Raw genomic sequence first — 26964 nt, 5'->3', positions numbered from 1 at the left:
AGATTTCGATTTTGTCTTCATAGCTCAATTTCATAAAAATAGCACCCCAAATGTTAGATTTTTTCTGTCTAACTTTTGGGGTGCAGTTCAAAATCCAAAGAATTTTGATTTTTTATAATCCAAGTCGTTCAAAGATGTCATCCACCCGCTTAGCATAGTAGTCTGGGTTGAAGAGCTCATCGATTTCTTCCTGGCTGAGTTTGGCTGTCACACGCTCATCTGCTTCAAGAAGGGGCTTGAAGTCCACTTGATTGTCCCAAGACTGTGCGGTTTTTGGCTGCACCAAGTCATAAGCTTCCTCACGGGTCATGCCTTTTTCAATCAAACTAAGCATGACACGCTGACTGTAAATCAAGCCAAAAGTTGACTCCATATTGCGTTTCATATTTTCAGGGAAGACCGTCAAGTTCTTGACGATATTGCCAAAACGATTGAGCATATAGTTGATAAGAATAGTCGTATCCGGCGTGATAATCCGCTCCGCTGACGAGTGGGAAATATCGCGTTCGTGCCAGAGAGCCACATTCTCAAAAGCCGTCACCAAGTGACCACGCACCACGCGAGCCAGACCGGTCATGTTTTCAGAGCCGATAGGGTTGCGTTTATGGGGCATAGCAGAGCTGCCCTTTTGGCCTTTGGCGAAATACTCTTCGACTTCACGTTGTTCAGATTTTTGTAGCCCACGGATTTCTGTCGCCATACGCTCGATAGACGTTGCAATCAAGGCTAGGGCTGAGAAATATTCTGCGTGGAGGTCACGAGGTAGGACCTGGGTAGAAATTTCCTGCGGACGAATGCCCAATTTACCACAAACATACTCTTCCACAAATGGAGGAATGTTGGCAAAGTTTCCAACCGCACCTGAAATTTTACCAGCTTCGACACCCTTGGCCGCTACATCGAAACGCTCCATATTGCGTTTCATTTCGCTATACCAAGTTGCCAATTTAAGGCCGAAGGTCGTTGGCTCCGCATGAACACCGTGAGTCCGCCCCATCATGATGGTATATTTGTGCTCACGCGCCTTGTCGGCGATGATATTGGTAAAGTTTTCAAGGTCACGACGGATGATGTCGTTGGCCTGCTTGTAGAGGTAGCCGTAAGCCGTATCCACCACGTCGGTCGATGTCAGACCGTAGTGGACCCACTTGCGTTCCTCACCAAGACTTTCCGAAACCGCACGCGTGAAAGCTACCACATCGTGACGGGTTTCCTCTTCAATCTCTAAAATGCGGTCGATGTCAAAGGTCGCCTTCTCACGAATCAAGGCCACATCTTCTTTGGGAATCTCACCCAACTCAGCCCAGGCCTCATCTGCGAGGATTTCCACCTCCAACCAAGCCTTGTACTTGTTCTCTTCACTCCAAATATTCGCCATCTCAGGGCGTGAATAACGTGTTAGCATTGTTTTGTCTCCTTATTTTAACTATACAAACCTAGATTTTAATGCTTGAATTTGAGTTTTTTGTACAGGAAATGGAATAAGTGACTCTTCATAGTAATCCAGTAAATTCCTTATCCTCCCTTTTTGACTCTCTCCTAGAACTTGTGAAACCGAATTTAAACGAGTAATTAAATTTTCAATTCCTTTTGGAGTTAGGTTCTTCAACATTTTTTCACACTCCGTTGCAGCGCCCCAGCTAACCCCATAGTCATTACCAACATAACAATCTAAATTAACTTGTACATACTTTCCAATAATTTGTTCAGGTATTGGATTAATCTGTTCAGATAATTCTTGAAGCCTTTCTGCAAATGGAGGTTCATTGTAGAAGTTATTCATCCCATAGTGAGCCGTTCGTAAATTATTTATCGCTTTACTGAATGAGGAGATTTTCTCAACCTCTGAAAGACTATTTAATTGACCTATTTCTTCAAAAAATTTTTTAGAATTGGTTCTTTGATCATCTGTCCCTGACAACAAATATTGGTTATGTTTATCCAATAATTCTATAATAATTTCATGGTTTTCAGATAGTAATTCTGATGCTCCTTTTGCAATTGCCAAGGCATTTGATCGAACAGTGCTCGTTTTAGAGGAATCTATATAATTTGAATAAAGCAATTTAAACACTAAAGTCTGCTGTGAGCGAAATGTAGTCTTTAATATACTCACAAAATGTGTCAGCGCTTCTGAATCTTGACCTCCTGATAATACCGCGTTTAGAGATTTTATATCAATTCCTGCACTTATTGCTAATTCTGATAGACCATACTTACAACAACGACTGATAAAAGAAACAAGTTCCCTATCATCTATGCTAATATTCGACGGGTGAGCTATAGAGGCGTTATTTCTCACTTCTCTACATTGTTGTAAAAAAAAGTGCCCTTGTTCATCAATAATATTTAACTGATAACACAAATCTAATAAATCTACATCTTGAATTTTGTCTAAAAAATTGTCTGGTTTAGAACTGCCTGAAATTTGCGCAATCATCTCCATACCAAATGAACTAACTCGGCTACGAAGTTCTGCAATTACACAATTCCATACATATATTATCGCTCCATCAAACAATCCAACTGAGGAGGCAATACAAGCCTTTGCAATAAATTGATTTCGTAGTCTAGGAGGAATCAATTTCAATTCCCTAGGTAATAACATTAAAGCCATACTTATTTCATCATTTGGTGGCAAAATATCTCTTGGCATCCCTAATGATTTTACAACTTCATCCACTACTAAATTCCCTTGAGTCGTTAAACTACTTGGATTTAAATTAACATTTTCTTCCGAAACTAAATCATTCATCGGATTTTCCTCCTAAAACTCCTCCACACTATCCGCATCTTCCCCCAACACCGTCACGTGTCCCATTTTGCGATTGTGCTTCGCTTCTAGTTTACCATAAAAGTGGGGATGGGCGGTAGGATTTTCTTGAAGAAAGGTTTGGACCGCTTCCATATCTTGTCCCAAAACGTTAATCATGACGGCTGGAGAAAGTAGACGAATTGGAGGCAAGGGCTGACCGAGAATGCCTCGGATATGGGTATCAAACTGTGAAAAATCACAGGCTTCAATGGAATAGTGTCCTGAATTGTGTGGTCGAGGGGCAATTTCGTTGACCAGAATGTCCTGCCCTGCCACAAACATTTCAACACAGAGGGTACCTGCCAAGTGGAGCTTGTCTGCGATTTGCAGGGCCATGTTTTTGGCTTTTTCAGCAAGTTCATCTGAAATACGGGCAGGCACGATAGTTTTGTAAAGAATATTATTGCGGTGGATATTTTCCTGCACAGGAAAGACGGTGTAGTCGGAGCCATTGCCAGACACAAGGACGGAGATTTCCAGGTCAAAATTCACAAACTCTTCCAATACACACTCGGCAGAGTTGGCTAACTGACTAGCCGCCTCCAAGTCCGTCGCTTCTCGAATGACCTTCTGGCCATGTCCGTCGTAGCCCCCAGTGGCTGTTTTCAAGACATAGTTTTTGCTGAGGTCCAGACCTTCTAAATCTAGGCTAGAGGTGACGACTTTGTAGGGGGCGACTTGCACGCCAGCTTTTTTGGCCAAAAAATCCTTCTCAAAAATGCGGTTTTGGGAAATACGGAGGAGATCTGTCCCCTGAGGGAGCTGTCCGTCCTTGATGACTGCGTCCAGTCCGTCGGCATCGACATTTTCAAACTCGTAGGTCAAGACATCGCACCGCTCCGCCAACTGTTTGAGAGCCGCCACATCGTGATAGGGAGCGACAATGACCTCGCTGACCTTAGAAGCTGGGCAGTCCACCGCAGGATCCAGCGTGATCACCTTGTGGCCCATGTAAATAGCGGAAATGGCCATCATCTGCCCCAGCTGACCGCCACCGATAATTCCAATGGTTTTAGATGAGTTCATCTGACATGGCCTCCGCAACTTTTTCCTGCTCCTTGGCAAAGTCTGCCAACTGCTTCGCAATGCTTTCATCTTCAATAGAGAGAACACGAAGTGCTGTCAAGGCAGCATTGGTGGCACCTGCTTCGCCGATCGCCATGGTCGCAACAGGCACACCGCCAGGCATCTGCACGATAGAATAGAGAGAATCCACACCGCTGAGGGCACGGGACTGGACAGGGACACCGATAACAGGTAGGGTTGTTTTAGCTGCCACCATACCTGGCAAATGAGCCGCACCACCCGCTCCTGCGATGATGACCTTAACGCCACGACCACGCGCTTCTTCGGCATGTCGGAACATAAGATCTGGTGTGCGGTGGGCAGAGACCACTTTCTTTTCATAGGCTACGCCAAATTTGTCCAGCACATCGGCTGCTGTTTTCATGGTTTTCCAGTCAGAACTAGAGCCCATGATGATGGAAATTGGAATGTTCATGCTTGTCTTTCCTTTTCTTTATCCCTTATTTTACTGCCTTGCTTCCAATATCTGTCCGATAAAAGAGGCCTGTGGTATCTTGAGTTTTCAGTTCCGAGTAAATTTTTTCTTGTGCCTCTTGGACGGTGTCTGCTGTGGTGACTAGCATGTAAACACGACCGCCGTTTGAGAGCAGTGCTTTGCTATTTTCCGCAAAACGAGCCCCTGCATAGTAGGTCATGATGTCTCCTTCAGTCTTCGCCGGCAAGGACACGCCTTTTTCGTAGTCCAGAGGATAGCCATTTGAGGCCACGACAACACCCAGCGTCACGCCGCTATCCAGCCAAGTCAGCTCAGTCGGGCGTTTGTGGAGGATGTCATCGATGTTCTGAGCAAAGTCAGAGGTCAGGCGAGGCAGGATAATCTGGGTTTCTGGGTCGCCAAAACGGGCGTTAAACTCGATGACCTTGGGACCTTGGTCGGTCAGAATCAAGCCAGCATAGAGCACGCCCAGATAAGACCGCCCTTCCGCAATCATGCCCTCAAGAATAGGCTTGACAATGGTGTCAACCGCTGTGTCCACCACGTTTTGAGGTAGGTGGGGAACAGGAGCGTATGCACCCATGCCGCCTGTGTTAGGACCTTGGTCGCCGTCAAAGGCACGCTTGTGGTCCTGGGCTGTCGGCAGAATGTAGAACTGGTCACCATTGACCAGGGCAAAGAGCGAGAACTCCTCGCCCGCCAAGAACTCCTCGATGACCACGCGGGCACCTGAGTCGCCGAACTTGTTGTCCAAGAGCATCTCCCGTGCCGCTTCGACCGCCTGCTCGACGGTTTCCGCCACGACTACGCCCTTGCCCAGTGCCAAGCCGTCCGCCTTGACCACGATTGGTGCGCCCTGCTCTTCGATGTAGGCCTTGGCTTCTTCGAAGTTGGAAAATGTGCCAAAGGCTGCTGTTGGAATGCCGTATTTGACCATGATTTGCTTGGCAAAATCTTTTGACCACTCCAGCTCCGCGGCTAGACGACTGGGACCAAAAGCTTTTAGTCCCGCCTGTTCAAAATCATCAACGATTCCTGCTGCCAGAGCATCGTCTGGACCCACAAAAGTCCAAGCAATATCATGTTCCTTAGCAAAATTGACGAGAGCAGAATGTTCGGAAATTCCGATATTGACCAATTTAATACCGTCTAATGTCATTCCGTCATTCCCAGGAGCTACAAAGACCTGTTCTACCTGCTCAGACTCTAACAGTTTCTTTGCAATAGCATGTTCACGACCACCAGACCCAACGACCAAAAGTTTCATTTTTCACACCTCAAAAACGGATTTTATATAAACAGTATAGCAAAAACAGATGGATTTCGATAGAAGAAACAGGGTAACGTTCGGGAATGGAAAAAGCTCACACGAGGTGAGCAAATTTGATTATCTAAACAAATCATATAAGTAACCTTGTTTTAGCATGTCGAGATTGAAGACATGGGTTATATGACCAAATGCTTCTGCTAAAGGAAGATGGGCAGTCTTCCATCCCTGACCATCTGTTACCCACACAAAATTAACATCATCTGTAGATTTTGTGACGAATTGGCTTAATTCTGTAAATTCTCCAGCTACAGCCTTTAACTTGCTACCGCCTCCACCATAATAATTCGTTTCAATTAGCCATACTTTATGTTTATCTTTCGAAAATACAGCAACATCAAATCGGCGTTCCGACTTATCAACAGGGACCTCAATCCCCCAATTATCCTTTATAAATGGAGCTGTTGCTTGTGCCTTAAACTCCAATCCATATTCTTTACAGACACGTGCTACTGTTCGCTCTAAAATACCCTCCATGGTAGTACCACTTCTATTTTTACGTGCATTACTGTCAAGTCCCGCCTCTACTCCATAAACGTAGTCCACTAAAGAGCGATTGGCTTTCTTTTGCAAAAAATCTAATAATCCTGTTGCTTCTACAAAGTTAGTATAATCTACAATTCTAGCCTCATCAATTTTTGCAAAATCTAAGTTATCAAAACTCATATTATCATCGGCGTCAATTGATAAAATATCCAGTGTTTTATCACGACTTGCAATCAAACTTGGTATAGCTTTTAATAAATTTGGTTGTTTATTAAAAAGTTGCAACGCTTCGTTGTATATATCATCTTTACCAATTAAATAATTCAAAGTATTTAACTCTAACTCATATTTTTTTGTTTCTCGTTCAACCTTAGACCAATTGACATAGTAATCTGGCGTTCGATTAGTAACTGATAAAGTACTTAAAAATATTTTTAAGCGTTCTTCAGAAGATAAATTTATATAAGCTTGCAAATTCATTAGTCCATCTCCATTTCTAATAACTCTTTAATATTTTTATTCCGAATATCATGGAGATTGTACAATCTTGGTATTATTTCAAATGCCTCCTCTAAATTAGATTTAGACCTTTGCCAACCTTCACCATCTGTTATCCAAACAAAATGAACATTCGAAATTTCAGTAAGTTTTTCTGCTAAATTTTCATATGAACGTGTGGTTTCATTTGGTTTTGACCCTGATTTAGAATAGAAATTTACTTCAGTTAAATACAATTGACCATTTACGTGAATTGCAAAATCAAACTTCTTATGATTTTTACCATTATTTGTTATGGCACTTAAATCAATATGAAATAGTGATTCAATTTGCTTAGTACTTATTTGTTTATAGTAGTCCGTTTTTTCTTTTAGTCCTGCATTCCAAAGTTCTCTTTCAACCAAAGCTTCCATTATCTTACCCATTCTATTTTTACGACCATTTGAATCTAACCCGACTTCTACACCGTAAACATAGTCCTGTAAGTTTTTAACTAGATGTGATTGCAGTAGTTCAAAAACACCTGTATTCTCTAGCAAATCTGCATAATTCTCTATGGTATAGTTAGGAGAATAAAAATCAAAATCGTAGCTTATTATAGCATCGTCCCCATACTCGCGAATAGGTAAAGCAATTGGTTTACGATTTTTTCCTCGGCCTTTAGATTCCAAACGTATAGCCAAAAGAATTGGTATGATAGTTAACACATCTGGATACTTTTCACAGATTGCGATAAAATCTTCTCGAATTTGTTTACTCCCTACCAACGTATTCAAGATATTCAAATTAGTTCTCAAATACAGGTCGTTCATATTATTAAAAACCTTTGTAAAGTCAACATAGTAGTTCCAATCAGCAACCGTATCTGTGAAAGTTTCAAACCAACTATGAAAAGTTCTTCTTGCCATCTTCCTTATCCAATCTAGTTCTCGCGATTTTTAAATAATCCCGTTCAGCATCAATCCCAATAAATTTTCTTCCTAAACGTTTGGCAACCACTCCTGTCGTCCCACTTCCTACAAATGGATCAAGTATGTAATCTCCTTCTTGAGTTGAAGCTAAAATAATACGTTCTAATAGATATTCTGGTTTCTGAGTCGGATGCTTACCAGCCCATTTTTCAGATTTTTTTGTTAATCCTCCAACCCAAACATCTTTCATTTGTTTGCCATCATTGAGTTCTTTCATAAGTTCATAATTATAATAATGACGAGCTTTTTTATCATCTTTTCGAGCCCATAAAATAGTTTCCGTTGAATGAGTAAAGTAACGACAGGAAAGATTTGGTGCAGGATTTGTCTTCTGCCAAGTAATGTTATTTAGTATTTTAAAACCTTCTTGTTCTAAGGCCATACCCACTGAATATATATTGTGAAAACTCCCTGAAATCCAAATGGTCCCATTTGGTTTCAACACATTTTTGGCTAAGCGAATCCATTTCCTATTAAATTCATGTTTTTCTTCTAAAGAATTAACCTTATCCCAATCCCCCTTATCTACGGAAACAACTTGACCTCCAGAATTAGAAATTCCCCCATTACTTAAAAAATATGGAGGATCTGCAAAAATCATATCCATGCTCTCTGGTTTCATTTTATTCAAAAATTCAAATGTATCTGCGTGTACCAAAATAGCTTTATTTTTATGATAGTATGGTTTGTTCATTAAGACCCCTCCATACTTATATTCGTTATTCGCCATAATTTCTTACAATAATTTCTTGAATTTTTCCACGACTGGAATTACTTGCTCCATTCGTTCTCGATACATCTACTCGGGAAATATTAAAACCAGCGTACAATTCTTCAACTACTGGGCTTGAAGAATTAGAAAGCATTACATTAACTCCTCTTCGGTCTAAATCTATGAAAGTATCTCTTAATCGACGCTGATCCTCATCCGAAAAACCTTCATGCGTATAGGAAGTAAAAGAGCTAGTAGCCGTTATAGGAACATATGGAGGATCAAAATATACAAAATCTCCTGCAACAGCTTCTTCAACTGCCGTAACAAAATCACCTTGCATAATTAAAATATTGTTATCATTTAAGTATCTTGATACACTAAGAATAAGTTCCGAGTCTACTATCTTTGGATTTTTGTACCTACCGTAAGGAACATTAAACTGATTTTTAGAGTTCACCCTATATAGACCATTAAAATCTACTCGTAGCATATACAGTATACGTGCTGCTCGCTCTACATCAGACATAGTTTCTATTCTACCATCTCTGTCAACCGAACGAACATTCAAATAATATTCCTTAGAATTGTTCTCTTGATGGATATGTAATAAATCAAGCAAGGCTTCTGCATTATCCCGTATCTGTAAATAAGTATTTATCAATTCCTCATTAAAATCGTTTATTACGGCATTTTCGGGAGCTAAATCAAAGAATAGTGCTCCTCCCCCAATAAACGGTTCAAAATATCTATTGTATTCTAATGGCAAGTGTTCATGTAGCTGAGTTAGTAACTTCCGCTTCCCACCTGTCCATTTCGTAAAAGGTTTTAAAATCATAGAACTATTATACCAAAAAGCACCCCAACTTCTCCAGCTGGGGTGCTATACTTATCCAAAATTCTCAATGTCTAAAATGTCTGACTCCCGTAAAGACCATGGTCAAGCCGTACTTGTTGGCCATGTCAATGGAGTCTTGGTCACGAACAGATCCTCCTGGCTGGATGATAGCCTTGATGCCTGCGGCTGCGATTTCTTCCACGTTATCAGCAAATGGGAAGAAGGCGTCCGACGCCAAAACGGCTCCCTCCAAACGATCTTTGGCTTGCTCAATAGCGATACGGACGGATGCCACACGGTTGGTTTGCCCCGGTCCCACGCCCAAAGTCATCTTGTCATTAGTGATGATGATGCCGTTGGACTTGACATACTTGGAGGACTTCCAAGCGAACTCCATGGCCGCCCACTCTTGCTCGGACGGTTGACGCTCGGTCACCACCTGCCAGTCCGTTGGGCTTTCCACCACCACGTCCTGATCCTGCACCAAGAGCCCGCCGACAACGCCTGTGAACTCCTTCTCCACTTCGCTCGCATCCTGTGCATCAAAAGCCAACTCCAAAATCCGAAGATTTTTCTTTTTATTGGTCAAAATAGCTAGCGCTTCTGCCGAGTAGCTCGGTGCGATGATGATTTCTAAGAAAATCGGGTGCATCTTTTCAGCCGTCGCAGCATCCACTTCCCTGTTCAGCACGACGATGCCTCCGAAAATCGATACTGGGTCAGCTTCATAAGCATAATCCCAAGCCTGCTCAATAGTCTCTGCCTGCCCGATACCACAAGGGTTCATGTGTTTGAGAGCCACAACAGTCGGACGGTCTTTGAAATCACGGATAATACGGATAGCCGCATCCGCATCCCGAATGTTATTGAAGGACAACTCCTTACCGTTTAGCTGTTTAGCAGCTGCAATAGAATAGGCTGTCGGAAGGGCATTTTGGTAGAAATCCGCATTTTGCTGGGGATTTTCACCGTAACGCATAGGCTGATTGAGGTCATAAGTAATGGTTAATTTTTCAGGCTTATCTTCGCCTACTTGCTTGGTAAAATAATCTGCTATTAGGGCATCATAAGCTGCGGTGTGACGGAAGACCTTGGCAGCCAATCGCTGACGCGTTGAGTAGGTCGTCTCTCCCTGCTCTGCTATTTCCCCTAAAACCGTCGGATAATCTGCCGGATCCACCACAACAGTCACGCTGGCGTGGTTTTTAGCTGCTGAACGAAGCATGGACGGACCGCCAATGTCGATGTTCTCCACCGCCAAGTCGTAGGTCACATCTGGACGCAAAATGGTCTCTTTGAAGGGATAGAGGTTGACCACCACCAAGTCAATCAGGCCAATTTCATGGTCCTTGGCTGCTTGCAAATGGCTGTCCACATCCCGACGAGCCAGCAAACCCCCGTGGATTTTGGGGTGAAGTGTCTTGACGCGGCCGTCCATCATCTCAGGAAAACCGGTCACATCATCGATGGCAATAGTAGTCACTCCAGCCTGATCCAAGGCAACTTTTGTGCCTCCTGTCGAGATGATTTCCCAGCCAAGCTTGGTCAATTCTTGGGCAAATTCTACGATGCCATTTTTATCTGATACGCTAATTAACGCACGTTTTGTCATGATTTCTCCTATCATTTAACTATACTTATTCTAAATGAGTGACTCACGGTGATAGTCTGTTAGCTGATTCCCTAGTTTCATTTGAAGTTCCTTTATCAGCTCTCTACTATTGTCACTTTCATAGATTGCATTTAATTCTGCATCTGTAGCTCCGATTAGAGTGATAAATGAAACTTGACCGTAGGGGGTAGAGATTGTAGAAACAAGGTCATCACTTGCTGTAATAAAACCTGTCAACTTAGACATCTGCTTAGCATCTATCCCTTCCTCTTGACGCGTATAGATATATTCCGTTGGCCCGATAACATTGCCCGACTCAAAAACATACCTAGCTAATTTCTGTAAATTGCCACAAGCAGACAAGATTTCTTCTTCGTCAACTCCACCAGATTTTTTTAACTTGAACGTAAACTCAAAGCCAAAGCCGCTATACTCCAAATCTTCGCTCTCTTTGGCATATAGCTCCGTTAAGCCATAACTGACAAAATGCCAAAACTCTCCGGCATCATAGACACTAATACCATCTAGGGGATCTGGACCTCCCATGAAGTATTTAATCAGCGTTCCATAATGCTTAGGATCTTGTTGCTCTGGGTAGATGCGTTCAAACTCTTCCGTGATAGCATCCCAACCTAGAGCACTATCGTCATTTTCTAGTTCGATACTATTATCTTCTACATCAGAAGAGCTATCATTGTCCTGGTTGCTTTTTTTCTTGAAAAAATCAAATAATCCCATCTCTATCTCCTTACTGCCCCCAACTCCTCCAAAACTGCTGGATAGAGTTGATACTCGGCTTCATGTATTCTGGCTTCAAAGTTTCCCAGGGTGTCATCGGCTAGTCTAGGTACACGGACTTGCTGGATAATTTGTCCTGTGTCAATACCGCTGTCAACCCAATGGACTGTCACGCCACTTTCTGCCACACCTGCATTCCAAGCGTCTTCAATCCCGTGAGCTCCTGGAAATTCAGGCAAGTAGGCTGGGTGGATATTGATGATTCGACCTTCATATTGAGCCAACAAGATCGGACCTACAATTTTCATATAGCCTGCCAAGACCACCAAGTCAATCTGGTGCTGGTCTAAGAGTTGGATGAGGGCTTCTTCGTAAGCCTGCTTATCCGCAAATTCTTTTAATTCAAAAGTAAAGGCTGGCACACCTAGTTTTTCAGCTCGTTCCAAGACATAAGCGTTTCTGTGGTCTGAAAAGACAAAGGTTACCTCAAACTGTTCTGCGATGACTTGGAAATTGGAGCCGTTGCCTGATGCAAACACTGCTATTCGTTTCATTTGATGACCACACTCTTATCTTCCTTGGCGATGATGCGACCAATGGTGTAAACTTCCTCGTCAACTAGTTGACAGACACTGTCAACCTTGTCTGGACTGACCGCCAATACCAGACCGATACCCATATTGAAGATTTCAAACATTTCTTCATGTTTAATTTGGCCGTATTTTTCAAGGGCAGTAAAGATTGGAAGGATTGGAATCTTATCTTCCTCAATCTCAGCTGCAAGGTTGTCCGCAAACATACGAGGCACATTTTCGATAAAGCCACCGCCTGTGATATGGGCAATGCCGTTGACCAGCCCTGCTTTTACCAGAGGCAATACCTGCTGGACATAGATACGGGTCGGCTCTAAGAGGACATCCTTTAGAGCTCTGCCATTGAGCTCTGGCAACAGAGCGTCGCCAGAAACATCCGCAAATACACGACGGACTAGGGAATAACCGTTGGAGTGGATACCGCTGGAAGCTAGGCCGAGGAGAATGTCGCCCTCCTGGACCTTGCTGCCGTCTATAATCTGGGACTTCTCCGCAATACCGACAGCAAAGCCAGCCAGGTCATAGTCATCCTCGCCGTACATACCAGGCATTTCAGCCGTTTCACCGCCAATCAAGCCACAACCAGCCTGGACACAGCCTTCCGCAACACCTGCAACCACCTGCTCCAGCTTGGCTGGCTCATTTTTTCCAGTAGCGATGTAGTCGAGGAAGTAAAGTGGCTCTGCACCTGCTGCGATAATGTCGTTGACACACATAGCCACGCAGTCCTGACCAATGGTGTCGTGCTTGTCATACTGGATAGCCAGCATGAGCTTGGTGCCGACGCCGTCTGTTCCCGATACCAAGACTGGCTCTTTGACATCCAGTTTGGTCAGGTCAAACATCCCACCAAAGCCACCGAGAGCTCCCATCACGCCCAAGCGTTCTGTCCGAGCCACGTGCTTCTTAATCCGCTCAACCACTTCATAGCCAGCCTCGACATCGACGCCAGACTGGGCGTATGCATTTTTATTTGTCATTTTAATTCCTTTCAACAGTTTACAGGTCTGTCAAGTAATGTTGACACCTCTGTCTTTACTTGACATTTTCAATGTAGAAACTCGTTTTCTCTTCTAGGCTACGGAGATATTCTTCCTCATAGTCATAGAGAGGGGTTGGAAATTCGCCGTCAAAGTAAGCCACACAGAGTCCACCTTTTGGAGCATCGGTGTCGATACCAATGGCCTCTATCATCCCTTCAAGAGAAAGGTAGGTTAGGCTATCGGCTCCAATAATCTCACAGACTTCATCAACGGTGTGGTTGGCAGAAATCAACTCCCTGCGAGTCTGAATATCGATACCGTAAAAACACGGGTACTTGAGTTCTGGGCTGCCGATAGCCACATGGATTTCTTTTGCCCCTGCATCACGAAGAAGCTGGACAATGCGGCGGCTAGTTGTACCGCGAACAATAGAGTCGTCAATCATGACCACGCGCTTGCCTTTGACAACACTTGAAACGGCTGACAACTTCATGCGCACACCCTGCTCCCGCAATTCCTGGGTTGGTTGAATAAAGGTCCGCTGGGTATATTGGTTTTTAATCAGCCCCATTTCATTTGGCAAACCAGATTCCTCTGCAAATCCCATAGCCGCGCTGAGAGAAGAGTTTGGCACACCAACCACGATATCCGCTTCATGTTGAAATTCCCGGGCCAAACGACGTCCCATATTTTTTCTGGCCGTGTGGACATTGACCCCGTGAATCACCGAATCTGGACGAGCAAAATAGACATACTCCATAGAGCAAACAGCCAATTGCGTATCTCTTGTATAGCTATCATATTGAATTCCTGAATCATCAATGATGACAATTTCACCAGGCTCCACATCTCGCACCCAGTCAGCTCCCACTACTTCAAAAGCACAAGTTTCGCTGGCAACTACCCAGGCACCATTTTTCATCTTTCCAATTGAAAGTGGACGGAAACCGTTAGGGTCCAAGGCAGCAACCAATTTGTCTTCCAACATAATCAGATAAGCAAAGCCACCTTTAACAGTATTGAGAGCTTCCTTGATTTTGCCCATAAAGTCTGGATTGTGACTGCGGCGAATCAAGTGCATCAAAATCTCTGTGTCTGAGGAACTAGAAAAGATTGAACCGTTCTTTTCCAACTCAGCCTTCAAGCTGACTGCATTGGTCAAATTTCCATTATGAGCCAAACCCACCTGCATATCTACAAAATCAAATAGGAAGGGTTGGATATTATTGATAGAAGCAGAGCCAGAAGTTGCATAGCGGACATGACCAATAGCAGCCGTTCCTGTCAAGGATTCTAAATCTGCTGGATTTTTGAAGACTTCTGCAATCAGGCCTGTTCCGCGATGGCGACGTAATTGTCCGCCATCATTTGCTAAAATCCCTGCTCCTTCTTGCCCACGGTGCTGCAAGCTATGCAGACCGAAATAGGTCACCTGAGCAGCCTGCGGATGTCCCCAAATGCCGAAAACACCGCATTCTTCATTGAGTGATTTAACTTCGTATGTCATATTTATTTTCCTGTAAAATAGCGAACTGCTGAAACAAAGAGCCCTTGGTTTTTCTTGCCTGGAATGTTTTGGAAGAGACCGTCCTCGTAACGTTCTGAGTGTCCCATTTTCCCGATAATCTGACCATTTCGGCTGGTAATGCCTTCAATGGCATGACTAGAACCATTTGGATTGTACTTAGAATCCATGCTTGGCTGACCTGTAAAGTCAACGTATTGGCTGAAAATCTGACCATTGTCCCGCAAGATAGCAAATTCCTCGTCTGTCACTACAAATTTTCCTTCCCCGTGGGAAACTGGGATAGCGTGAATCTCGCCGACTTGAACACCTGCCAACCACGGTGAGTTGACATTGGCAATCCCCGTCTCTACCATTTTGGCAACGTGCTGATTGGCATCGTTGTAGAAGAGGGTCGGGCTGGTTTCACCTGCCTCCTCAAAGTTTCCATACGGCAACAAGCCCGATTTGACAAGGGCCTGGAAACCATTACAGATACCGATGATGAGGCCACCTTTTTCGATGAAACGGTCAATAGCAGAGCGGACCTTAGCGTTTCGTAAGATAGTCACGATAAACTTAGCAGACCCATCTGGTTCATCCGCAGCCGAGAATCCACCTGCAAAGAATAGAATATTGGCCTTGGTGATATTGTCAACCATAGTGTCAACCGACTTTTCAATACTCTCTGCATCCAGGGTTACAAACGGAACAAGATTGACTTTTGCACCAGCCTGTTCAAAGGCCTTCGCAGAATCATATTCTGAGTTAGTACCTGGGAAGACTGGGATGTAAACTACAGGAACCTCAACGGCTTCTTTTGCTTTTATAACCGCTGAACTTGTGACTGCCGGAACATCCTGCAACTCCGTCGCCTGTTCAAATTCTGTTGGATACACTTCTTCTAGTTTGCCTTCAAAGGCTGCCTGCAAATCCTGTCCAGCTAGGTTGACACCGTTGACAAGGAGTGTAAAGTCAGCGGTGGTTTGTCCAATTTTCACAGCATCTGGAATATCTTCTTTAGATGTGAAGACAAAGCCGCCAAGCTGACCTGTCAAGCTGGTTTCAAGGTCTGCAAGCTCGACTCTTGCTCCGATTTGATTTCCAAAGGACATGAGGGCTAGACTTTCTAGAACACCACCATACTTGACTGCACTAGCAGCCGTAATCACATAATCGCTCTGCCATTTTTCAAAAGTCTCAAAATTAGACTTGATCAGGGCAAAATCAATATCTTCGGACAAAATTTGACCTGGTAAGTAGTAAATGTGCTCACCAGCCGCCTTGAACTCAGGTGATAGGACCTTGCGGCTGTCTGCAGTGGTCACACCAAAGGCAACCAGGGTCGGCGGAACTGTCAAGTCCTCAAAGGTACCAGACATGGAGTCCTTGCCGCCAATAGACGGCAAACCAAGCTGAATCTGAGCCTCGATAGAACCAAGCAGAGCCGCTACTGGCTGACCAAAACGCTCGGCCTGTTTGTCCATTCGCTGGAAATATTCTTGATAAGAGAAGCGAGCCTTGGACCAGTTCGCACCTGTTGCCACCAAGCGAGCCGTCGCTTCGATGACCGCATAAGCTGCCCCGTGGTAAGGTGACCAGTCTGCCAGATAAGGATGGTAACCCTGAGCCATGACCGAAGCCGTTGTCGTCACACCCTGTTGGACAGGTAGTTTCTGCACTGAACTTTCTGTCGGTGTCAATTGGTGACGACCTCCGAGTGGGTGGTTGACGGTTGAACGACCAACAGATGAGTCGAAAATCGTCTGCAAACCTTTCTGACTAGCATGGTTGAGGTCTGATAGAAGATTTTTCAAGTCCTCCTGTACAGTTTCAACGGAAGTTCTACGTGTTTCTGGTAGCTTGACAGAACTGTCAACCACCTTGGCATCCACCACCACGCGCACACCGTTGGTGTCAAGGAAGGAACGCTCCAAATCGACAATGGTTTGTCCATTCCAAGTCATGACCAGGTTTGGTTTTTCAGTGACTTTAGCTACGACAACCGCATGGATATTTTCCTCACGGCAGGCTGCGATGAAGGTTTCCACATCTTGAGGACGGACAACCACACTCATCCGCTCCTGTGATTCGGAAATGGCAATCTCCGTACCATTCAAGCCCGCATACTTGAGCGGAACCTTGTCCAAGTCAATTTCAAGACCGTCTGCCAGCTCACCAATGGCAACGCAGACACCACCAGCACCGAAGTCATTTGATTTTTTAATCAAACGAGTCACGGCACCATTGCGGAATAAACGCTGAATTTTGCGTTCTTCGATAGCATTTCCTTTTTGGACTTCCGCACCAGCCGCTTCCACAGACTCAACTGTTTGAACCTTGGATGAGCCAGTTGCCCCACCGATACCGTCGCGACCTGTTTTGCCTCCTAACAAGATGACCACATCGCCTGCGACTGGTTTTTCACGGACCACATTTTCCTTTGGAGCAGCACCAACCACGGCACCAAGCTCCATCCGTTTAGCGATAAAGCCTGGGTGGAAATATTCACGCACATAGGTGGTCGCAAGACCGATTTGGTTTCCGTATGAAGAATAGCCATGTGCCGCTGTTTTTGAAATGATTTGCTGTGGCAATTTCCCTGGACGTGTCGCTGTCAGCGGTTGGGTAATATCGCCCGCACCTGAAATCCGCATGGCTTGATAAACATAGGAACGACCTGACAAGGGATCGCGAATGGCACCACCGATACAGGTTGCGGCACCACCAAAAGGCTCGATTTCAGTAGGATGATTGTGGGTTTCATTCTTGAACATGAGGAGCCACGGCTCTTTCACGCCATCCACATCCACTTCAATTTCCACCGAGCAGGCATTGATTTCATCTGACACTTCCATGTCATCCAGACGACCATTGGCCCGCTCATAGCGACCAAAAATCGTCGCCATATCCATCAAAGTCTGTGGCTTATCTGTTCGTCCTAACTCTGCTCGCATAGCAAGGTACTTGTCATAGGTCGCCTGTAATTGCTTTTGGAATTTTGAGGCTGAAAAGTCAATAGACTTGAGCTCCGTTTCAAATGTCGTATGACGGCAGTGGTCACTCCAATAGGTATCCAAAACCTTGAGCTCTGTTTCGGTTGGCACACGACCGATTGACTTGAAATAGTCCTGAATGAAGAGCAGGTCTTCCACTTCCATAGCCAAACCAGCCTCACGCTTGTAAGACGCAAATTCCTCTGCCCCGTAGCTATCAAAAAAGTCCAAGCTCGGAATGGTCGCATCCGAAACCGAAAACTCTTGAGCCACCAAAGGAGCCTCTAAATCTTTGAAACGTGAATCCACAGGGTTGAGCAAATAATTCTTGATAGCAGCCAACTCTTCTTCCTGCACATCACCGTTCAAGATGTAAAGTTGCCCTGTATTGACACGCACCTCCTGGCGACTGCCCAACAAGAGAAGGGCCTCTTGACTGCTTGCAGACCGCTGGTCAAACTGACCAGGCAAAGCCTCAATAGCAAAATAAACCGCACCTTTCAGACCTAATTCTTCATCCGACAAGACCTTGTCCGTCACCTGCTCGGTAAAGATGTGTTTGATAGCTTGCTCCAGCAAGTCCTCCTCCAAATGAAAGACATCATACACCTGCACCAGACGTATACTCGTCAAACTCGTCAGCTGCAAATTATGGGTCAACTCCTTACGAAGAGCCTCCGCCTTAATTTGAAAATCCGTCTTCTTCTCAACAAAAATCCGCTTCGCCATTTTTTCCAATCCTTATTTCACTTCTTTTAACTTTGCCAATACGACCTCGTAAACCTCGGTCAATTCCCCGAGCCCCCGACGGAAAACATCCTTGTCCAGATGGTTACCATCCGCATCCCACAAACGACAATTATCAGGAGAAAACTCATCCGCCAATAAAATCTGACCAGACGAGTCAACCCCAAATTCTAGCTTGAAATCCACCAAAGTCAGCCCAATCTGAGCAAACAAGTCTTTCAAGAAACTATTGATACGACGTGTTTCTTCCTTGATATAGTCAATCTGATCCTGACTAGCCAGTTCTAGAAAGGCAATGTGTTCCTCATTGATAAAGGGATCATCTAACTCATCTTTTTTATAGTAAAATTCCACGATTGGAGTAGATAATACAATTCCTTCTTCTACCCCAAAACGTTTTGAGAAAGAACCAGCGGTCACATTCCGCAAGACAACCTCCAGCGGAATAATCTCCACCTTCTTATTCAACTGCTCCGTATCAGACAATCGCTTGATAAAATGCGTCTTAACACCTGTAGCATTCAATTTTTCAAAAATAAGCGAAGAAATTAGATTATTAAGTCGCCCCTTGCCAATAATCTGTTCTTTCTTGCCGCCATTAAAAGCCGTTGCCTGATCCTTGTAAACCGCAACAATCTGGTCACTATCAGCCGTAGCGTAGATGTCTTTTGCTTTTCCTGAATAGAGAAGGTCTGTTTTCATGAGAATGTTCGCCTTTCATAAAATATTCTAGTCTTTTCGTTTATTCTATCACATAACATTCGTGTAAAAAAGCATTTAACGGTATTTTTAAAAAAATAAAGAAAAACGCCCGTAAACTACGAACGTTTCTGTACTTCTTCATAAATAAAATCCACAATATCAGACAAAGTTTCAAAGCGCTCAATGGCCGCATCAGGAATATCGACACCAAACTCGTCTTCCAAAGTCAAAACAAATTCCATGATTTCCACCGAATCCGCTGCGATATTATCTGCCAAAGTAGATTCAGGTTGAACCTGAAAATCTTCTCCCTTTTCATCCTGAATCAATTCAACAACCCGCTGATAGACCTGCTCTCTAGTCATGACTTTCCTCCACTACTGAAAATTTGGCAACTGATTTTTCAACAATGCCAGCCTCCAAAATCGAACGCGTCTGCTTAATCGTATAGAAAATTGACTGGGCATCGCTGGATCCGTGCGCCTTGATGACAGGTGCTTTCAGACCAAGCAAGACAGCACCACCTGCAGTCTTATAGTCCATAGCCCCCAAGGCCTTTTTCAAGGTTGGCTTGACCAAAAGACCACCCAATTTAGCACGCAGACCGCCATTCTTGATTGAGCCCGTCAACTGACCGACGATGGATTTGGCCGTTCCCTCAATGGTTTTCAGCACAGCGTTTCCCGTGAAACCATCCGTCACGACCACATCCGCCACGCTGTTGAGCAACTCACGCGCCTCCACATTGCCGATAAAGTTGATCGACTTGTCTTCTGACAAGAGTTTATAAGCCTCTTGGTGAACTGGCGTGCCCTTGGTATCTTCCGTACCGTTGTTCAAAAGTCCCACACGAGGTTGCTTAACTCCACGCACGTGCTCCGCATAAAATGAACCAAGAACACCATACTGATAGAGGTGATGAGCTGTATTTTCAGCATTTGCCCCCAGGTCCATCATATCAAACCCCTTGCCGTCCATAGTCGGCAAAGTAGACATAAGACCTGGACGGTCGATATGTTTGATACGCCCAACGACAAAGACACCCGCTGCTAACAGAGCACCCGTATTTCCAGCTGACAAGACCGCATCTGCTTGACCATCCTTGACAGCTTTGGTCGCTAGGACCATCGACGCTTCTTTCTTACGACGAATGGCCTTGACAGGCTCATCATCTGAATTGATTTTCTCCGTAGTATGAACAATGCTGACACGCTCTGTCGCTGTCAAATACTGCTTGATTTTAGCCTCATCACCATAAAGTTGAATTTCAATGTCTGGAAAGGCAGCCAAGGCTTGATTGACACCTTCTACCACTGCCTGAGGGGCGTGGTCCCCACCCATAGCATCTACTGCAATACGTTTCATTCTGTTTCCTCATTTTCTGTTCTTGGTTTCATAATCTGCCCCCAAGAAGACAAATCATCTATAAATTTCTTGGATTTCAAGTGAATCCCCACATATTCCTCGTACAGCTGGTCAATAAAAAGCCGTAATTTTCGCTTCATCTCAGGCTTGATGGAAATGGTTTCCAGCTCATCAAAGGAAATAGCCTGAAATTGATCAAGTAGATAGGGAACATTGGGATCCAGATAAGCCCGTCGCTCATCTTGTTGATAGTGTTGCGGACACAAGACACCGCTGTACTTGTAGGAATAGTCAAAAGGCAGACCAACCCGATGACAAAAAGCACACTCATGGAAATTCAGACTGACCCCAAAACGTCCCAAGAGCTGAATTTCAAAGATATTGGTCAAGACTTCATAATCCAAACCCGACTCCATCAAGTCCAAGGTCTTGACCAAAAAAGCAAAGAGAGCTGGATCATAAACCTTGTCCTGCAAGGCCGCATCTGCCAAGGCCAAGATATAGGTAGCATAGCTAAGCTTGAAAATATCACCGTTAATATTCTTAAATGGCTGTACCTGATGAAAATCTTCAATATAAGACAGACCATCATCATTGATTTTAACGATAAAATCCGCATAGGTCAAAGGCTGGATAGAAGCTACCAGCTTGGACTTAGAGGCATGTTTCACGAAAAACATTCGCTTGCCAGCCTTCTCCGTAAAAATCTTGACCAGCTTGTCATCTTCTCGAAAATTCCGATTATATAGGACTAATCCCCTGGTTTCAATTCGTTCCATTTTCTTCTAGATATTCCTTCAAACGAGCCATAGCTGTTTGAATCTTCTCCATACTTGCTGCGTAGGAAATTCGCACATAGCCTTCTCCATACTGACCAAAGGCTGCGCCTGGAATAAAGGCCACCGCTTTCTTTCTCGCAAAGTCTTGCAAGAAGCTAAAGGAATCTTGGTTGTAACCCGCAGGGATTTTTGCAAAGATATAAAATGCTCCATCAGGCTTGATAATTTTAAAGCCCAAGTCCGTCATTTTCTCGATGATGTAATCCCTACGCTTGACGTACTCCCCCCGCATCGGAAGAGCATCATCCTTACCGTTTTTCAAGGCCTCAACCGCACCATACTGCATAGCAGTTGACGCTGCAGTCACGAGATATTGGTGGCTCTTGATAATTTGAGCGATAATCAGAGCCTGACTCATAATCAATCCAATCCGCCAACCTGTCATGGCATGGGACTTGGACAATCCCTGAATCAAAATGGTCTGTTCTGGCAAAAACTCCGCAATCGAAGTATGAGGCTGACCAGTATAAGTCAATTCCGCATAGACCTCATCTGATAGGACAAAGACAGGATACTTACGCAAGACATCCGCAAAGGCCTGAATCTGCTCACGTGAGTAGGTCACTCCCGTTGGATTGGCAGGATAGTTGAGAATAACCGCTTTTAGCTTATCCCCCTGCTCAATAATCGCCTCTTCCAACATCTCAGGTGTCAAAACAAAATCATTTGCCGTCGTATCGATTTCAACGATGTCTGCTCCCACCATATTGACAATGGGTTCATAGCCAGGATAGGCAGGGGCAGGTAAAAGAACTGTATCCCCAGGCTCCAAAATAGCAACTAAGCTTGCTGATAGAGCCTCCGTCGCTCCGATTGTAGATAGAATTTCTGTTTCTGGATTGTAGTGCAAGTTGTATTTTTCAGCCACAAACTCAGCTGCAGCCTGACGCAACTCCAAAAGTCCAGCCATACCCGTATAATAGCTCTTGTTGGCGTCAATGGCGGCCTTGGCCGCTTCTTTTACATGGCCAGGCGTTGTAAAATCAGGCTCGCCCAAGGTCAGTTTCAAAATTCCTGGAACATCTGAAATAGACTGATCAAACTGACGAATCATTGAAACCTCAATTCGGTTCAAATTCTTATTAAAACGATGACGCAGATCCATAACCACACCTCCTAAAAATCATAATTGTATGTGAACTAAAAAGCTAGTGATTTAGATATAGTCATTTGAAGTAACTTTGATACATCGTCACTTTCGGCTTGCTGTACTCTACGAAAGTAACTAGCTTCGCAAGTCTTATCTCCAACCTAGAACAGCCTCTAGGCTGTTCTAGCTGCCTGCACCTCAGTTCCTTGTCTGAAAGCTAATTCATTCGACTATAAATCCATTTGAAGTCCTACCGACTTCCACGCAGATTTCCTAAAATCATACGATTTTCTTAACGTTCTCATTACTTATATAAGAACATTATACCAAAAAGAAGAGCCTTCCGACTCTTCTAACTCACTATTTAGCAATTCTAGTTTCAAATAAAGGTGAAAGTGGACGTTTTTCATGGATACGAATAATGGCATCCGCCAACAAATCCGCTGTCGAGATATGTTCAATCTTGTCAATCAAACGGTCCTCAGGAATTTCAATAGTATCCAAAACAACCAACTGCTTAATTGCTGACTTACTAATGTTATCCATAGCAGGACCTGACAAAACAGGGTGCGTACATGAAGCATAAACAGCAGTTGCACCCGCTTCTGCTAAAGCATCTGCCGCATGACAAATAGTCCCCGCAGTATCAATCATATCATCAATGAGGATACAAGTTTTACCTTCAATGTCACCGATAATATTCATCACCTCAGATGTATTCATCTTATCAACGCTACGACGCTTATCAATTATCGCGATCGGTGTTTTTAAGAACTGAGCTAATTTACGAGCACGTGTTACACCACCATGGTCTGGCGATACAACCACATAGCCGTCACCGACCATACCACGACGTTCGAAGTAGTCAGCGATAAGTGGTGCACCCATTAAATGATCCACAGGAATATCAAAGAAACCTTGAATCTGTGCCGCGTGTAAATCAATCGTCAACAAACGGTTTACACCAGCAATTTGTAACATATTGGCAACTAATTTTGAAGTGATTGGCTCACGAGCACGAGCTTTCCGATCCTGACGTGCATAGCCATAATAAGGCATTACTACGTTTACTGATTCAGCAGATGCACGTTTCAAGGCATCTACCATAATCAAAATTTCCATTAAATTATCATTAACAGGTGAACTTGTTGATTGAAGAATGAAGACATGAGTCCCACGAATTGATTCTTCAATATTCACTTGAATTTCACCATCTGAAAACTGACGAACACTTGATTTCCCCAAAGGAATTCCTATTTTTTTCGACACCTGTTCAGCTAACTTCTGATTTGACGAAAGAGCGAACAATTTTAAGTCAGTAAACGCCATGACAGCCTCCTCTTTATTTCTACCTTTACTATTCTAACGCTTTTTCTTTCATTTTTCAAACAAAAATAGAACGTAGTTCTACTACGCTCTATTAAAATTCTTAATATGGAGGATAAATATAATAAACAGCACCCTCTGAAGTTGTTGTTGGATTGAAGTAGCCACCACGGTGGTTGCCAATATAACGACGACCCATGTAGTTAGATTCTACAACTTGGATACTTGTAGAAGATTCCACTGCAGTAACAACGGCAACGTGACCATAGTATCCACCAGTCCATACTGCAATTGCTCCAACTTGTGGAGTTGAACCCGTACGGAAACCTTCTGCTGCTGCTGAAGCCAACCAATGTTTCGCATCCCCCCAGTACGGACCAACCCATGAAAGTTGTGATTTAACACCCCAAGTACATTCACCAACTGGATAAGATGAAGCATCAAAAGTCGCATTACGCGCTGCTGCTGAACTACCAGAACCAGTTGAAGATGACACAGCTGGAGTAGAAACAGTTTGTGTAACAACAGGTTGACTAGCTGCAACTGTAGTTTGTGCAGGTTCAGTAGCAGGAGCTTCCGCAGTTTCAGTAGCCGCTGGTACTGCAGCGACTGGAGCTGCAACCGATGCAGCCTGTTGTGCTGCTAAGGCACGTTGTTGCGCTTCATATTCTGCCTGACGTACCGCTGCCTGACGTGCTGCCTCTTCAGCAGCCGCCTTTTGTTCAAGCAAAGAGTTTTTCTCATCTTCAGCAGTTGCTTTTTGAGCAGCAAGATTTAATTGAGCAACTTGTAATTCTGCCTGACGAACCTGTAATACCTGTGCATCGTCTTCCAATTTCTGACGGTTAGCTGCTAAAGTATTGATAGCTTCTTGGTTAGCTTTCTGTTTTTCTACAATAACTTCTTTATCCGTTTTTTGTTGTTCCAACATACGATTGTTGGCCGCAACAATCTCACGCATTGCATTAACACGTGATACAGCATCAACAATTGATTTTGAATCCAAAATTGTATTGATATAACTAGAAGCAGAAGCATCAGTTTGCGCACTACGAGCTTGTTCTTTCAAAGCACCATCACGTGATACGATATCAGCTGATAAACGCTCAATATCTGCTGCCAAAGCCTGTGATTCAGCTTCCAAACGGGTATTTTCTTCTGTCAATTTCGCTTGTTCAGCAACAATTTCATCAACTTGTCCTTGGATAACATCGACCTGTTGTTGAGCATTTGCTTGTTGAGCCGCAAGTTCATTGATTTGTTGATTTTTAGCTGCAATCTGACTATCAATATCATTTGCAACAATCACAGCCACATCATTCAAACTTGTAAGAACGACTGTGCTTAACAATAATGTAGCTAAGATTTTTTTCTTCATAAACTAATACTAACTCCTCTATACTTTCTGACTATACCATTTTAACAAAAAAATTGCGTAAGTATATTACGCAATTATTACATTTCTATGTCTTATTCGTAATTCCAAAAATCCGTTCTAAGACAGGTTGGATAAGTAAAAACAAAATAAGATTAAATAATAAACTCGGTAGTAATTTATTAAAAACAAAGATGAAAACAGACAAATTTGTCATCTGAAATACTCTAGCAAATAAATAACTAATAAACTCAAATTGAAAAATAGAAACTAGCAAAATCAATAGATTGATCGAACTCTTATTTCCGACACCTTTAAAATAGAAATAAATACAAAAAATAACAAGAGGAAAAGTGGTCGTTGCAATTCCTACTAAGGAAAGATAAGATATGTCATAAATCAATCCCAACAGAGAAAAAATGACTAAAGAAATAGGGAGAGAAACATAGTTTGCATAAAAAATAGCAAGCATGAGTAAGATATGGCAAGATATAGCAAATAAGCTAGCTGACATATTGGATAAAAGAGTCGATACCTGTCCATCAATCAACAAAAATAAAAACAGAACAGGAAACATGAAAAATTCTAAAACTCTATTGCGCATCTGATTGACCCACTACTAATACTGAATATATTGATGAAAAACTAGCTGAAGGCTCTACATATAGTTCACGATTTAAGTTATTGCTGCTAGCCTTAACCGAACGAACTTTTCCAATTTGAACATTAGCAGGTGTTGCACCAGCCAAATCACTCGTCACAACGTTACTACCAACCGCAATATCATCCGTAGCATTTAACTGATTGATAATAAAACTATTGGAATCCAAATCAAAACCAGCTAAAATCCCGTAAATATCCTTGGAATCGATACTTATTTTTACTGGAAGTTTGGTAAAATCATCAGCATTAGTAAACAATTTTACCACTGATGAGTTCTCCTCAATAGAGCTAACAACACCTACTAAACCACCATTTGCAACTACCAGAGCATTTTCAGAAATCCCCATATTCTGACCAACATCTATGGTCACCTGCTCCGACCATGAAGCAGGTGTTCTAACCAAAACTGAACCTGCAATATACCCTTTCTCTGAGAAAGACGAAGCCATTTCTAAACTTTTTCGCAATGTCTCATTTTCAGCTTTTAAACTAGCATTCTCATTTGCGAAATCTTGTACTGATAGCAATGACTTCTTTAATTCCTTATTTTCCTCGTAGGTAGCAAACAAATGCGAAAGAGAGGACTGTTGGTCAGAGAAAAACCTAGTAGGAACTGATAAAAAAGATTGAATTGGTCTAACGAGTAAATTTATAGAAGAATTGACAAAGGGTAACTCTGCTCCCTTTGAAAAAGTTAAAAACAATGATGAAAATGACAGCAACAGAAAAACGGAAATTGCAATCAACAATTTAGAAAATTTATTCATGGCTCCTCCAATAAGATACAATAAAACGAGAATATCAAATGATAATCTCGTTCATTACGGAGAATAAGGGATTCGAACCCTTGCGCCAGTTACCCGACCTAACGATTTAGCAAACCGTCCTCTTCAGCCTCTTGAGTAATTCTCCATTTATACAATATAATGGGCACGAGTGGAATCGAACCACCGACCTCACGCTTATCAGGCGTGCGCTCTAACCATCTGAGCTACGCGCCCAAGAATATATACTTGGACAAGTAAATAATGGCGCGAGACGGAATCGAACCGCCGACACATGGAGCTTCAATCCATTGCTCTACCAACTGAGCTACCGAGCCATAAGATTATTGTGGACCTGAATTGGAACCTACGACCACAAGTCAAAGAAACTCCATCCCACGGTAGTGAAAGGAGGATGTGGGATTCGAACCCACGCACGCTTTTACACGCCTGACGGTTTTCAAGACCGTTCCCTTCAGCCGGACTTGGGTAATCCTC

The 26964-nt window shown here is 43.5% G+C and carries 24 protein-coding genes and 4 tRNA genes; all 28 read right to left on the bottom strand.

Features of this window, described 5'->3' with window-relative positions:
* Nucleotides 1-112: 112 nt before the first annotated feature.
* The 28 genes from purB to RFK25_RS08365 all read right to left on the bottom strand — a co-directional run bounded on the left by purB (nucleotide 113) and on the right by RFK25_RS08365 (nucleotide 26964).
* Complete coding sequence (purB, locus tag RFK25_RS08500; protein ID WP_141587954.1) at nucleotides 113-1405, bottom strand: adenylosuccinate lyase; 1293 nt, start codon at nucleotides 1403-1405, stop codon at nucleotides 113-115.
* Nucleotides 1406-1426: 21 nt separating this feature from the next.
* Nucleotides 1427-2755 (bottom strand): hypothetical protein, encoded by a 1329-nt coding sequence (locus RFK25_RS08495; protein WP_332412964.1) that lies wholly within the window; start codon nucleotides 2753-2755, stop codon nucleotides 1427-1429.
* 12 nt (nucleotides 2756-2767) lie between these two features.
* Complete coding sequence (gene purK / locus RFK25_RS08490; RefSeq protein WP_332412963.1) at nucleotides 2768-3841, bottom strand: 5-(carboxyamino)imidazole ribonucleotide synthase; 1074 nt, start codon at nucleotides 3839-3841, stop codon at nucleotides 2768-2770.
* Nucleotides 3828-4316, bottom strand: a complete 489-nt coding sequence (gene purE, locus RFK25_RS08485; protein ID WP_332412962.1) for a 5-(carboxyamino)imidazole ribonucleotide mutase — start codon at nucleotides 4314-4316, stop codon at nucleotides 3828-3830. The genes purK and purE overlap by 14 nt, the downstream gene beginning before the upstream one ends.
* A 25-nt stretch (nucleotides 4317-4341) precedes the next feature.
* Entirely contained in the window at nucleotides 4342-5604 is a 1263-nt protein-coding gene (purD, locus tag RFK25_RS08480) for a phosphoribosylamine--glycine ligase (protein WP_332412961.1), read from the bottom strand.
* A 120-nt stretch (nucleotides 5605-5724) separates the two neighbouring features.
* On the bottom strand, nucleotides 5725-6630 hold the full coding sequence (locus tag RFK25_RS08475) for a type II restriction endonuclease (RefSeq protein WP_172021824.1): 906 nt from the start codon (nucleotides 6628-6630) through the stop codon (nucleotides 5725-5727).
* Nucleotides 6630-7556, bottom strand: a complete 927-nt coding sequence (locus RFK25_RS08470) for a type II restriction endonuclease (protein WP_172021825.1) — start codon at nucleotides 7554-7556, stop codon at nucleotides 6630-6632. The genes RFK25_RS08475 and RFK25_RS08470 overlap by 1 nt, the downstream gene beginning before the upstream one ends.
* Nucleotides 7534-8349, bottom strand: coding sequence for a DNA-methyltransferase (locus tag RFK25_RS08465; protein ID WP_105107510.1), 816 nt, complete (start codon nucleotides 8347-8349; stop codon nucleotides 7534-7536). The genes RFK25_RS08470 and RFK25_RS08465 overlap by 23 nt, the downstream gene beginning before the upstream one ends.
* A complete protein-coding gene (locus RFK25_RS08460; RefSeq protein WP_332412955.1) occupies nucleotides 8339-9169 on the bottom strand; it encodes a DNA adenine methylase in 831 nt (276 codons plus the stop codon). Before RFK25_RS08460 ends, RFK25_RS08465 begins: the two co-directional genes overlap by 11 nt.
* A gap of 64 nt (nucleotides 9170-9233) precedes the next feature.
* Nucleotides 9234-10781 (bottom strand): bifunctional phosphoribosylaminoimidazolecarboxamide formyltransferase/IMP cyclohydrolase, encoded by a 1548-nt coding sequence (gene purH / locus RFK25_RS08455; protein WP_332412952.1) that lies wholly within the window; start codon nucleotides 10779-10781, stop codon nucleotides 9234-9236.
* A gap of 30 nt (nucleotides 10782-10811) precedes the next feature.
* Nucleotides 10812-11519: a suppressor of fused domain protein gene (locus RFK25_RS08450; RefSeq protein WP_332412950.1), complete on the bottom strand. Its 708-nt coding sequence runs from the start codon at nucleotides 11517-11519 to the stop codon at nucleotides 10812-10814.
* Nucleotides 11520-11521: 2 nt separating this feature from the next.
* Nucleotides 11522-12073: a phosphoribosylglycinamide formyltransferase gene (gene purN, locus RFK25_RS08445; protein ID WP_332412948.1), complete on the bottom strand. Its 552-nt coding sequence runs from the start codon at nucleotides 12071-12073 to the stop codon at nucleotides 11522-11524.
* Entirely contained in the window at nucleotides 12070-13092 is a 1023-nt protein-coding gene (gene purM, locus RFK25_RS08440; RefSeq protein WP_332412946.1) for a phosphoribosylformylglycinamidine cyclo-ligase, read from the bottom strand. The genes purN and purM overlap by 4 nt, the downstream gene beginning before the upstream one ends.
* 55 nt (nucleotides 13093-13147) lie before the next feature.
* Nucleotides 13148-14602, bottom strand: coding sequence for an amidophosphoribosyltransferase (gene purF / locus RFK25_RS08435; RefSeq protein ID WP_332412945.1), 1455 nt, complete (start codon nucleotides 14600-14602; stop codon nucleotides 13148-13150).
* Nucleotides 14603-14604: 2 nt separating this feature from the next.
* Complete coding sequence (locus tag RFK25_RS08430) at nucleotides 14605-18324, bottom strand: phosphoribosylformylglycinamidine synthase (RefSeq protein ID WP_332412944.1); 3720 nt, start codon at nucleotides 18322-18324, stop codon at nucleotides 14605-14607.
* A 12-nt stretch (nucleotides 18325-18336) separates the two neighbouring features.
* Nucleotides 18337-19044: a phosphoribosylaminoimidazolesuccinocarboxamide synthase gene (gene purC / locus RFK25_RS08425; protein WP_332412943.1), complete on the bottom strand. Its 708-nt coding sequence runs from the start codon at nucleotides 19042-19044 to the stop codon at nucleotides 18337-18339.
* 116 nt (nucleotides 19045-19160) lie between these two features.
* Nucleotides 19161-19409, bottom strand: coding sequence for a phosphopantetheine-binding protein (locus RFK25_RS08420; protein WP_044685489.1), 249 nt, complete (start codon nucleotides 19407-19409; stop codon nucleotides 19161-19163).
* Nucleotides 19402-20409, bottom strand: a complete 1008-nt coding sequence (plsX, locus tag RFK25_RS08415; RefSeq protein WP_332412941.1) for a phosphate acyltransferase PlsX — start codon at nucleotides 20407-20409, stop codon at nucleotides 19402-19404. The genes RFK25_RS08420 and plsX overlap by 8 nt, the downstream gene beginning before the upstream one ends.
* Nucleotides 20406-21188, bottom strand: a complete 783-nt coding sequence (recO, locus tag RFK25_RS08410) for a DNA repair protein RecO (protein ID WP_029172703.1) — start codon at nucleotides 21186-21188, stop codon at nucleotides 20406-20408. The genes plsX and recO overlap by 4 nt, the downstream gene beginning before the upstream one ends.
* A complete protein-coding gene (locus RFK25_RS08405) occupies nucleotides 21175-22353 on the bottom strand; it encodes a pyridoxal phosphate-dependent aminotransferase (protein WP_332412938.1) in 1179 nt (392 codons plus the stop codon). The genes recO and RFK25_RS08405 overlap by 14 nt, the downstream gene beginning before the upstream one ends.
* 345 nt (nucleotides 22354-22698) lie before the next feature.
* Nucleotides 22699-23667, bottom strand: a complete 969-nt coding sequence (locus RFK25_RS08400) for a ribose-phosphate diphosphokinase (protein ID WP_332412937.1) — start codon at nucleotides 23665-23667, stop codon at nucleotides 22699-22701.
* Nucleotides 23668-23767: 100 nt separating this feature from the next.
* A complete protein-coding gene (pcsB, locus tag RFK25_RS08395; RefSeq protein ID WP_332412935.1) occupies nucleotides 23768-25042 on the bottom strand; it encodes a peptidoglycan hydrolase PcsB in 1275 nt (424 codons plus the stop codon).
* Between the two features lie 85 nt (nucleotides 25043-25127).
* Entirely contained in the window at nucleotides 25128-25643 is a 516-nt protein-coding gene (mreD, locus tag RFK25_RS08390; RefSeq protein WP_332412933.1) for a rod shape-determining protein MreD, read from the bottom strand.
* The gene (gene mreC, locus RFK25_RS08385; RefSeq protein ID WP_332412931.1) at nucleotides 25633-26469 is read right to left on the bottom strand and encodes a rod shape-determining protein MreC; all 837 of its coding nucleotides are present in this window, start codon (nucleotides 26467-26469) and stop codon (nucleotides 25633-25635) included. The genes mreD and mreC overlap by 11 nt, the downstream gene beginning before the upstream one ends.
* A 57-nt stretch (nucleotides 26470-26526) precedes the next feature.
* Nucleotides 26527-26614, bottom strand: a tRNA-Ser gene (locus RFK25_RS08380).
* A gap of 15 nt (nucleotides 26615-26629) precedes the next feature.
* Nucleotides 26630-26703: transfer RNA gene (locus RFK25_RS08375), tRNA-Ile, on the bottom strand.
* A gap of 28 nt (nucleotides 26704-26731) precedes the next feature.
* Nucleotides 26732-26804 (bottom strand) — tRNA-Phe (locus RFK25_RS08370).
* Between the two features lie 71 nt (nucleotides 26805-26875).
* Nucleotides 26876-26964: transfer RNA gene (locus RFK25_RS08365), tRNA-Ser, on the bottom strand.

This window comes from Streptococcus sp. SS-4456 (assembly GCF_036680365.1).
Classification (GTDB): Bacteria; Bacillota; Bacilli; order Lactobacillales; family Streptococcaceae; genus Streptococcus.
The sequence above is the reverse complement of the archived record's forward strand: the minus strand, read 5'-3'. Positions and strand labels throughout refer to the sequence as shown.